General features: G+C 65.3%; 7 protein-coding genes and 1 pseudogene. 5 read left to right on the forward strand and 3 right to left on the reverse strand.

Annotation, left to right across the window (positions count from 1 at the left end; all coding sequences use genetic code 11):
• A pseudogene (locus tag KILIM_RS20640) lies at positions 1 to 1,052 on the reverse strand (IS3 family transposase); the annotation flags it as partial.
• Between the two features lie 76 nt (positions 1,053 to 1,128).
• Between KILIM_RS20640 and KILIM_RS20650 the strand changes: the two are divergent.
• From KILIM_RS20650 to KILIM_RS20670, 5 genes are all read left to right on the forward strand, one after another.
• Positions 1,129 to 1,317, forward strand: a complete 189-nt coding sequence (locus KILIM_RS20650) for a hypothetical protein (protein WP_006594701.1) — start codon at positions 1,129 to 1,131, stop codon at positions 1,315 to 1,317.
• A 267-nt stretch (positions 1,318 to 1,584) separates the two neighbouring features.
• The gene (locus KILIM_RS20655; protein ID WP_006594702.1) at positions 1,585 to 3,198 is read left to right on the forward strand and encodes a class I SAM-dependent DNA methyltransferase; all 1,614 of its coding nucleotides are present in this window, start codon (positions 1,585 to 1,587) and stop codon (positions 3,196 to 3,198) included.
• 23 nt (positions 3,199 to 3,221) lie between these two features.
• Positions 3,222 to 4,370, forward strand: a complete 1,149-nt coding sequence (locus tag KILIM_RS22900) for a restriction endonuclease subunit S (RefSeq protein WP_157551867.1) — start codon at positions 3,222 to 3,224, stop codon at positions 4,368 to 4,370.
• Entirely contained in the window at positions 4,367 to 7,531 is a 3,165-nt protein-coding gene (locus KILIM_RS20665) for a type I restriction endonuclease subunit R (protein ID WP_040563999.1), read from the forward strand. The genes KILIM_RS22900 and KILIM_RS20665 overlap by 4 nt, the downstream gene beginning before the upstream one ends.
• Positions 7,528 to 8,553 carry a DUF4917 family protein gene (locus KILIM_RS20670; RefSeq protein WP_006594705.1) on the forward strand — a complete coding sequence of 342 codons (1,026 nt, stop codon included), beginning with the start codon at positions 7,528 to 7,530 and terminating at the stop codon, positions 8,551 to 8,553. Before KILIM_RS20665 ends, KILIM_RS20670 begins: the two co-directional genes overlap by 4 nt.
• Positions 8,554 to 8,887: 334 nt before the next feature.
• On the opposite strand, the gene KILIM_RS20675 is transcribed toward KILIM_RS20670, so the two are convergent.
• Positions 8,888 to 10,453 carry an IS1634 family transposase gene (locus KILIM_RS20675; protein WP_255247696.1) on the reverse strand — a complete coding sequence of 522 codons (1,566 nt, stop codon included), beginning with the start codon at positions 10,451 to 10,453 and terminating at the stop codon, positions 8,888 to 8,890.
• A gap of 99 nt (positions 10,454 to 10,552) precedes the next feature.
• Positions 10,553 to 10,853 (reverse strand): DNA cytosine methyltransferase (locus tag KILIM_RS20680; RefSeq protein ID WP_006594708.1); only part of this gene is annotated, 301 nt, incomplete at its 5' end.

Below are 10,853 nucleotides of genomic sequence, written 5' to 3' on the forward strand. Positions count from 1 at the left end.
GGCGGACGATCCGATGCCGCCCATGGATTGGGTGACACCGAGCTTCCTGCACAGCTTGGCGTAGGCCTTGGAGCAGTAGACCGACCCGTGGTCGCTGTGGAAGATCGCGCCCTTGAGGCTGCCCCGGGTCGCGGCCGCTGCGTTGAGGGCGTCCTCCACGAGCTCGGTGCGCATGTGGTCGGCGATCGCCCAGCCGGCGAGCCGACGTGAGTAGCAGTCGATCACGGTCGCCAGGTACAGGTTCGTCCCGTCGGCCAACGGCAGGTAGGTGATGTCCCCGACGTAGCGCCGGTTCGGGCGCTCGGCGGTGAAGGCCCGCTTGAGCAGATCCAAATACTTCTGCCCCGACGGCTCGGGGATCGTGGTCCGCACCCGCCGCTTCTTCGCGTAGCCACGGATGCCCTCGAGCCGCATCACCCTGGCCACGCGCTTGTGGTTCACGCGCTCACCGGCAGGGGCGTTGTCGTTGAGCTCGGCGGTGATCCGCGGCGCCCCCTGGGTGTCGTCCTCGGCATGAACGGCCCTGATCCGCGTCGCGAGCTCAGCATCTGCCCGGGCGCGCTCTGCGCGAGCGGGGGCGGCGTTGAGCCAGGCGTAGTAGGACGAGCGCTCGATCTCGACGAGCGCGCACAGTCGCTTCACCTCGAAGGTGGCGGAGTTGTCGGCGACGAACTGGAAGCGACTCACCAGCGCGTCTCCCCGGCGAAATACTTGGCCGCCCGCTGGAGAATCTCCCGCTCGGTGGTGAGCTTGGTCGTCTCGGCACGTAGCGCCGCGTTCTCGGCCTCGAGTCGGGCGATCCTCTGCTCGGGCGCCTCACCCTCGGGTACCGCGGGGCTCGGCCCTGGAGGCTTGGACTGCAACGGGCTGGAGGTCAGCGTTCCGTCGGCGGCGGTCTTCTTGCCGGTCCCGTAGACCTCGAGCCAGCCCCGCAGCGTGCCGCGCACGATGCCGAGGTCCTCGGCGATGCCGCGGACCGTGGCGCCCGGGGTGGACTCGTACAAGTCGACGGCCTGACGACGAAACTCCTCGGAGTAGTTCTTCCTGGCCATGGTTCTCGGATCATCTCGCTTCCCCAGCACCACGTGCTGGATTCAGCGTGTCCAAGAACCGGGGTCAGGCCCCCTGGTGCTGTTCGCGATCTTTGCCAGCCGTGAGAACGTCAAACGCGCCGAGTCGGTAGTCGTGAGCGAGTTCGTCACCTACTGGCAGGAGCGCAGCGAAGCCATGCACGTACTGCGAAGCGGAGGTCGCGACCCACGTGCAGTGCTGGGCTGGCTCTCCTCGTTCCGGCTCCCGCTCGATGACGATGCCTGATCGCGACAGCGATAGCGCGCTCGACCGGCTCGAAGCACGGATCGCCCGCGAGGAAGCCGAAGACGCGGCATCGCCAATCGGTGCCGAGCGCCCCGAGATCGTCACCTTCGACGGGTTCGCCGGAGTCGGTGGCACCCCACGTCGTGAGGCGGCAGATCATCGCCGCAAACGGCGAGGCCGCCGCTCACCCATCGGTCTCAGCCCATACGATCACCTCATTGGTTGTGACGGTCCCCGCGTCGAGGCGGGGCGTCGCCTGACGAGGAGATGCGAGTGGCAGCACGGGGAACGAAGACCAGCGCGCTGGGTCTGGAAGATGCGCTCTGGGAGTCCGCGAACCGATTGCGTTCCTCCATGGATGCCGCTGAGTACAAGCACGTCGTGCTCGGGCTGCTGTTCCTGAAGTACGTCTCGGACAAGTTCGAGTTCCGCCAGCAGCGGCTGGCGCAGTTGGTGGCTGACGAGTCCAGCGACTACTTCATGCCCACTGAGGACGCCCGCCAGGCTGTGCTGGAGGACCGGGACGAGTACACCGCCGAGGGCGTGTTCTGGGTCCCGGCAGGGCATCGCTGGTCCGACTTGCGCAAGGCCGCGAAGCAGACCGACATCGGGCAGCGGATCGACGCCGCGATGGAGGCCATCGAGAAGGAGAACCCCTCGCTGAAGGGTGTGCTCCCCAAGACCTATGCGCGCCGCGAACTCACCGCTGCCACCCTCGGTGGGCTGATCGACACCTTTTCCCGTGACGACCTCGCCGCCGCCGAACACTCAGGGCTCGATGTACTGGGCAGGGTGTACGAGTACTTCTTGGCGCAGTTCGCCTCCAACGAGGGCAAGAACGCGGGCGAGTTCTACACACCCCGCTCGGTGGTGTCGCTGCTGGCCGACATGCTGCGTCCCTACAACGGGCGGGTGTTCGACCCGTGCTGCGGCTCGGGTGGCATGTTCGTGCAGGCCGAGCACTTCGTGGAGTCGCACGGCGGCTCTCGCAACGACATCTCCGTCTTCGGCCAGGAGTCCAACCCGACCACGTGGCGGCTGGCGAAGATGAACCTTGCCATTCGCGGCATCGAGGCCAACCTCGGCCCGGAGTGGGCCGACTCGTTCCACGACGACCAGCACCCCGATCTGCGAGCCGACTACATCATGGCCAATCCCCCATTCAATATCTCCACCTGGGGCGGCGAACGCCTGACTGATGACCCGCGCTGGACCTACGGCGCTCCTCCCCCCGGCAACGCGAACTACGCCTGGCTCCAGCACATGCTGGCCCACCTATCCCCTACTGGCACGATGGGCGTGGTGTTGGCCAACGGGTCGCTGACAGTGAACTCGTCCGGCCAAGGTGAGATCAGGCAGCGGATGGTCGATGCCGACGTGGTGGAGTGCGTCGTCGCCATGCCCTCGCAGTTGTTCTACGGCGTGCAGATTCCGGTGTCGCTGTGGCTGTGCACCAAGGACAAGTCAGGCAAGAAGACCAAGAGCGGCCAGACCCGCCGCCCCCGGTTCGGTGAAGTGCTCTTCATCGACGCCCGCGACCTCGGCTACATGGAGAACCGCACCCACCGCAACCTCGACCCAGAAAAGGACGTTGCACGGATCGCGGACACCTACAACGCCTGGCGCGGCGACGCCGACCTCCCCGCCTATGAAGACGTTCCAGGTTTCTGTGCGTCGGTGACCAAGGAGCAGGTTGCGGACGCGGGCTACGCACTCAGCCCCGGGCGCTACGTCGGCACCGAAGAAGCCGAAGACGACGGCGAACCCGTGGATGAGAAGATCGCGCGGCTCAGCGACGAGATTCGCGAGGGCTTCGCGAGGCGTGCGGCACTTCAAAGTCAGATCGAGGCGTCTCTCGCCGATCTGGAGGGCGGCCAATGACGACAGTGGCACCCGCTGGGTCCTTGTTGACCTTCGCTGTTGGTGGGGGATGGGGCGACGAAGAAGCATCGGCGGAGACGACTCCCTGCCTCGTGGTCCGCGGCACTGACCTGATGTCCGTGAGGGGCGGCTCGCTCGACAGTGTGCCACTCCGCTACGAGACTCCGAAGAAGATGGCAAGCCGCGCACTCCAGGAGGGCGACATCATCTTGGAGATATCGGGCGGCTCGAAGGGACAGCCAACTGGGCGAACCGCGCTCGTTACTCAGCAACTTCTGGACCGGAGCAAGCATCCAGTTATCCCGGCCAGTTTTTGCCGCTTGCTGCGCCCTGACCGGAGTCAAGTACATCCTCGCTACCTCTACTACTGGCTACAAGAGATGTACTCCAGCGGTCGCGTCTGGTCGTACCAGAATCAATCCACAGGGATCGCCAACTTCCAGATGAAGGTCTTCACTCAGGTGGAGATGGTTCGGCTCCCACCGCTGGAGGAGCAGGAGCGGATCGCGGGTGTGCTCGGGGCCTTCGATGACCTCATCGAGACGAACCGCCGCCTCGCGCAGGCTGCTATTGGCCTTCAGCGGGCAGCCTTCCTGCGTGCGACGGAAGGTCTACCCCGTGTCCCAATCTCCGAAGTCATGCAGGTTGAGATGGGTCAGTCGCCGCCTGGAGACACCTACAACTTCGACGGGGACGGACTGCCCTTCTTTCAGGGAGTGAAGGACTTCAGCGACCGATACCCGGCAACCCGTGTCTACTGCTCGCAACCTCGCCGTATTGCGGAACCCGGTGACCTCCTCCTCGCTGTGCGTGCGCCCATCGGTCGAGTCAATGTCGCAACTGAGCGGTGTGCAACTGGCCGAGGGTTGGCGATACTCCGCTCGGGGCTTCCAGCGATAGCGCTTCAGTCGCTAACGGCAAAGGCCGACCTCTGGGCAGCCTACGAGGATGAAGGAACAGTCTTCTCCTCGATCAATCGCAAGGTGATCAGCGATCAGCGGATTCGGTGGACGAGCGACCCTGATCTTGCGCGAGCACTGGAAGCACTGGACGAACTCGTCCTTGACTGCCACGAGAAGAACTCGGCCCTGACCAGACAGCGCGACGAACTTCTTCCGCTGTTGATGTCGGGCAAGGTGCGGGTGCGCGATGTGGAGGCGGGAGCCTCGTGAGTGTCGCGGAGTCGGAGTTTGAGGGCTGGGTGCTGGAGATGCTGGCCGAGCAGGGCTGGCACACGGTACGCGGGCCGGACATCGCACCGGGCATGCTCGATGCGGAACGCTCCGACTACCGCGAGGTCGTCCTCGTTGGTCGTCTGCGGGATGCGATCTACCGACTGAACCCGCACCTTCCCGACGATGCAGTCGAGGATGCGATCAAGACGGCGCTGCGTCCCGAGTCGCCGGTCATTCAGTCGGAGAACTGGCGGGCGTACGAACTAGTCACCCAGGGTGTGCCCGTCGAGTACCGCGACAGCGCGGGCGTGCTGCGCAATGTCCGGGCGCGGCTGGTCGACTGGGATGAGCCGCTCCGCAACGACCTGTTGGCGGTGAACCAGTTCACGATCCAGGGGGCCAAGAAGGAGCGCCGTCCGGATGTGGTGTTGTTCGTCAACGGGCTGCCGCTGGGGCTGCTGGAGTTGAAGAAGCCGGGTGCGCAGAACGCCACCATCGCCAGTGCGTACGTGCAGATTCAGACCTACAAGGCGCAGATTCCCGACCTGTTCACCTGGAACGCCGGAGTGGTGCTTTCGGACGGGTTCCTGGCGCGGATGGGCACGCTCACGGCGCAGGCGAACCATTTCCAGGCGTGGAAGACCATCGACGGGCAGAGCCTGGCGACGAAGTTCCGGCCCGAGATCGAGGTAATGGTCGCCGGGTTCCTCAACCCGGAGGTGTTCTTGGACTGGACACGCAACTTCCTCGCCTACTCCGGTGACGGCGCGAAGATGACGAAGATCGGCGCGAAGTACCACCAGTACTGGGCGGTCCGCAAAGCCCTGTTCGAGACCATCGAGGCTGTCGAGAGCGACGGTCGCGCAGGGATCGTCTGGCACACGCAGGGCTCGGGCAAGTCGTTCGAGATGGCCTGGACCGCCGGTGCGTTGATGCGGCACCAGGCGATGGACAACCCGACGCTGCTGGTGCTGACTGACCGCAACGACCTCGACAACCAGTTGTTCGAGGACACCTTCGCCGCTACCAAGATCGGCGCTCCGCTACCGGAAGCCCCGGTGCAGGCCGAGACACGGGCGGAGTTGAAGACGCTGTTGTCGGGGCGGCAGTCGGGCGGGATCGTGTTCACCACGATCCAGAAGTTCGGCCTGTCCAAGGACGAGCGTGACGCGGGCATCCCGTTCCCCACGCTGTCGGAGCGCACGAACATCGTGGTGATGGTCGATGAGGCTCACCGCTCGAACTACGACTTCATCGACGGGTTCGCCCGCCACCTGCGCGACGGCCTGCCGAACGCGACGTTCATCGGGTTTACCGGCACCCCCATCGAGGCCAAGGACCGCTCCACCACAGCGGTCTTCGGGGACGTGATCGACACCTACGACCTCACCCAGGCCGTCGAGGACGGCGCGACGGTCAAGGTGCTCTACGAGGCGCGACTGGCGAAGGTGCGCCTGCCCGAGGATGCGCTGCACGACATCGACTCAGCGTTCACCGAGGCCGTCTCCGGCAGCGAGGAAGACGCTCAGGAGCGGTTGAAGTCGCGCTGGTCACGGGTGGAGGCCATCGTTGGTGCTGACGAGCGGTTGGAGGAGTTGGCCCGCGACATCGTGGCCCACTGGGACAAGCGCAAGGAGGTCATGCCCGACGCCAAGTGCATGATCGTCACCATGTCGCGGCGGATCGCCGTCGAACTGCACGACAAGATCGCCGCCCTACGCCCCGACTGGGCGACCGACGACGACGCGACCGGGCGGATGAAGGTCGTGATGACCGGCTCCGCGACCGACCCCGAGCACTGGCAGGACCACCTCCGCAACAAGGCGCGGATGCGGGCGCTGAAGGCGCGGGCTTCGGACCCGGACGATCCGCTGGATGTGGTGATCGTTCGCGACATGTGGCTGACCGGGTTCGATTCCCCGGCGATGACCACCATGTATGTGGACAAGCCGATGCGCGGGGTGTCGCTGATGCAGGCGATCACCCGCGTGAACCGCACCTTCCGCGACAAACCCGCTGGCCTGATCGTGGACTACATCGGCATTGCCGAGGACCTGAAGACCGCCCTGGGCGACTACACGCAGCGTGACCGCGACAACGGCCAGGTCGGGGCCGACATCGAAGCCACCGCGATCCCGGAGATGGAGACCGAGCACGACATCGTGTGCTCGATCCTGTCCGGCTTCGATTGGCGACCACTGGTGGCTGAGAAGACCCCGAAGGCGTACATCAACGCCGTCATGGCCACCGTCGAGTGGCTGCTGGAGCAGGAGCACGTCGAGGACGCCTTTGAGGGCGTCGAAGGCGAGACCGAAGACGGCAAGAGCAAGGAACTGACGGTTAAGCAGCGGTTCGTCGCGCACGTGGCCCGGCTGCGCTCGATCTTCTCCCTGGTCCCCGCTTCGGATGCGGCGACGGCGATCCGCGACGACGTGGCGTTCTTCGATGCCGTGCGCACTGCCATCGCGAAGATCGAGAATGCAGGCCGTGGAGCGACCGACGCTGGGGCAGAGTTGGACACCGCGATCCGCCAGATCGTCTCGGAGAACATGACCGGCACCGGGGTGGTGGACATCTACGCCGAGGCCGGGATCGCCAACCCCGACATCTCGCTGATCGACGATGCGTTCGTCAAGAAGATCACCGAGTCCGACCGGCCCAACATCCAGATGGAAGCGCTGAAGCGGCTGCTGAACGCCGAGATCAGGGCCATCGCTGGGCGGAACCTGGTCAAGGGCAAACAGTTCTCCGAGATGCTCAACGCCTCCCTGCTGCGCTACCAGAACCGCAGCCTCGACACCGCCGCCGTCGTGGCCGAACTCGTCCGCCTCGCCCAGGCGCTGAAGGCCGAGCAGGCGCGAGGCCGAGAGACCGGGCTGACGGAGAACGAACTCGCCTTCTACGACGCCCTCCGCGACAACGACTCCGCCCGCGAAGCGATGCAGGATGAGACGCTGAAGAAGATCGCCCACGAACTCACCGACATCGTGCGCCGCGACGCCAAGACCGACTGGAGCGTCAAGGAGCAGGTCCGCGCCAAGTTGCGCACCACGATCAAGCGGCTCCTGCTGAAGCACGGCTACCCGCCCGACAAGACGCCCCAAGCCACTGAGTTGATCCTGAAGCAGGCCGAGACCATCGGTCACGATGCCGCATGACAGCGACGGAGGAGGAGTCGGCACTTCCTGCCTGGGACGAGATCAAGAATAGTGCCGACTACCGGACTCTCGTTATCGGTAACGGTGCCAGCATCAACATATGGCCTGACTTCTCGTACTCGTCCCTCTTCGACCAAGCGACGCTTGGTGCGGCTGCCGCCGACTTGTTTGACCGTCTGGACACCAAGAACTTCGAGTTCGTGCTCGGGCGGCTGGTCGAGGCGCGAGAGTTCCTCGAAGCCGTCGAGCGCGATGCCGCCTGGACCGAACCTCTCTACGAGGGGGTTCGCGCCGCGCTGTTCGAGGCGGTCAGATCGGTGCACGTCCCCTACGAGCGTCTCCGGGACAGCGTCAAAGCGGATTATGCGGCTGCGATGAACGACTGCTCGTCGGTCTACGTTCTGAACTACGACTTGGTGGCTTACTGGTCTCATATGGCCCGTGTCGCGGAGACCAGGATGGTGGACTTCATGTTCGATGGCGAGCACTTCAACCCCGCGGACACCGACGTGTGGAGCGGTTACACGGAGGTCTTCTACCCTCACGGGGGCTTGCACTTGTGGCAGGACGTTCGCACGGGCATCGCGGGCAAGTACCGCTACGGTTCCGGGAACATCCTGGTTCAGGCGGAGGATGGACTCTCGGCCTCCGGAACGCGAGCGCCTCTGCTGGTCAGCGGGGGAAGCGCGACAGAGAAGATGAGCCTCATCCAGCAGTCGGCGCTACTGTCGTTCGCCTTCCAGAGGCTTGTCACCAACACGACGCCGACCGTCATTCTCGGTGCCTCGCTCCAAGAGACGGACAGTCACATTGCACGCGCCATTGCGGCAAACATGGCTGGATCGCACGTGGCGATCGGCGTGCACGTCGGCGCTTTGGATGTTGATGGACTCCATGCCGAGTGCGAGCGTTATCGCGTCGCACTTCGTGTCGGAAAGGGAGACCGAGTGAAGCGCGATGACATCCACTTCTTCGACTCTTCGACCCATCCGCTCGGAGCGCAGGCGATGTGCTGCGGTTGAGGAGGCGGCTCACGCATCGAGATCGTCTAGCAGGTGCCGCTCCCACACTTCGGTTGGCCGCACGACGCGCACTCCGTCCACATCGTGGCCAATCGGAAACCCTCCGTCATTGGTCATCAAGTAGTCGCACCCAAGCCGCACGGCTGCGGCCAAATGAACGGCGTCCGCTCCACCCAGGCGCTTGTTCGTCTCCGCACGGTGTGAGTTCCACTGAACTGACGGGCGAGCCTTACTGCCTCACGTGCCAGGAAGCGGTCAACGTCAGTCCAGAGAGTCGCCTCGGCGGTGAACCAGCCGCGTACCTGATCCACCCGAGTCATGACACCGGGGTACGTCATTTTTCCTGCGGGTGGGCGGTGGACTTCAGGATGTGTTTCGCGGCTGGGGTGAGGGGGTCGGCGGCGAGGTGTTCGTGGCCGGCAATGCTGACCGTGATCTCCTGCAGGGGCCGTAAGGCCCGGATGATCTTCTTCAGGCTGAGCCCGGTGAGTTCTTGTAGGTGACGGGCGACGGCCAGCGCGGTGACGACGACGGTCAGGTGGGCTTCGATCGCGTCGCGCTCGTGATGAAATATCGGCCGCGCCCGCAGGTCGGACTTCGACATCCGGAACGACTGCTCGACCCGCCACAGGTCGTGGTAGCTGGCGATGACCTCGCTCGCGGGCATCACGTCGGCGGGGATGTTGGTGACATAGCCCTTCAACCCGACCAGGCTGCGAGCCCTGGCGAGGTCCTTCTCGTTCAGGACCGCCGCATCGCCCTTGATCATGACGAACCGCGGCTTGCGGGCCGGTCGCTCACCCGCGACGACGGCTCGGGCACGGTTCTCCTGCGCCGTCAACGTCTTGTTGTCCCGGGCGGACCGCTTGCTCGAGTACGCCCATACCGCCCGCCACGACTTCGGATGCGTCTGCGGCGCCCAGACCGGCTCGTCCCGCAGGTGCGTGTCGTTTTCGCTGGTCGCGCCGGCATGCCGCGGGGTGATGGTGTCGATGATCTGCCCGTCGGTGAACGCGTCGCCGTGCCAGCGGAAGTGGGACGCCAGATCGGCAGGCGCTTTGGTCTGGCGGGACCCGACGATGAACCGCACGTTGGCCTCGTCGAGCGCTTTCAGGTTGCTCGAGGAGAGCATCCCGGCGTCGGCGACCACGACCATGTCCGCCACACCGTGGCGTTCCTGGAACGCGCGGATGGTCGGCAGGATGGTGGCGGTCTCGGCCTTGTTGCCCTCCCAGCAGGTGATCTCCAACGGGAACCCGCCCCGGTCGACCAGCAGCCCGACCACGACCTGCGGGTCGACCCGGCGTTCCTTGGAGTACCCGACCTTGCGCAGCTCGTCCTCATACTCGGCCTCGAAGTAGAGCGTGGTCACGTCGTAGAGCACAAGGGTGAGGTCGCCGTGGCGGGCAGCGTGCGCGAAGCACGCTGCGGCGATCTGTCCCCGATAGTCACGGTGGACGGCGCGGTCCAGAGCGCGGAAGAAGGTCCGCACATCCACATGAGGCACCCCGATCTCCTCCAACACGCGCACGCTGTCGGCTTTGCTCGTCGGCTCCACCAGCCGGGCCAGGACCAGCTGCATGAACGCGTCATCGCCCAGAACGTCGAACCCGAGCCGGGCGTAGGCGCTGGTCAGCACATCCCACAACAGCGCGCACCGCTTGCTCGTGATGACTCCGCGAGCCCGACCCGTCCCGGCCGGCGCGTCGTCCAGGCCAAGATCGAGGGCCTCCTGCCCGGGCCGTATCCGCTCACGAGCGATCTGCATCAGCACAGCGAGCTCCGCCTCGTCGTGCGCGGTGCCGATGTGCTCCAGGATCACGTTGCGGCCAGCGCGACGCTCAGCGATCTGGACCTTCGTGGCGCCCGAGCGGCCAGCGGATCGGCGGATGAACACCACGAGCGCCACCATACCCAGCAGCGGGGTACGTCAATTCCACCCAACCCAAGCCAGTGACCAGCACGAACACCGACGACAACCCCGAAAACAGCTCAAGTGTCATGAGCCAGGGGTTGCGCCGTCGGGGGTTGCGTCACGGGGGTTGCGTTGTTCATGGTCGTCTCCTACTGCGGCGGGCCGCGTGGCGGGTGAGGACAGCAGGCCGCGGACGTTCTCGATGACGACCCAATCAGGCTGGAGCGCGTCGATCGCTGCGGCCATGTGTGCCCACAGTCCCGAGCGGGTGCCTGGCGCGATGCCGGCGCGCTTGCCGACGGTGGACACGTCCTGGCAGGGGAAGCCGCCGATGAGGATGTCCACGGGCTCGACCTGGCTCCAGTCAATAGCGGTGATGTCGCCC

The organism is Kineosphaera limosa NBRC 100340 (assembly GCF_000298215.1).
Classification (GTDB): domain Bacteria; phylum Actinomycetota; class Actinomycetes; order Actinomycetales; family Dermatophilaceae; genus Kineosphaera; species Kineosphaera limosa.

Bases quoted from the DNA above. Each gene is read 5' to 3' on its own strand.
- KILIM_RS20655 (WP_006594702.1), top strand. From the start codon at position 1,585: ATGCGAGTGGCAGCACGGGGAACGAAGACCAGCGCGCTGGGTCTGGAA.
- KILIM_RS20670 (WP_006594705.1), top strand. From the start codon at position 7,528: ATGACAGCGACGGAGGAGGAGTCGGCACTTCCTGCCTGGGACGAGATC.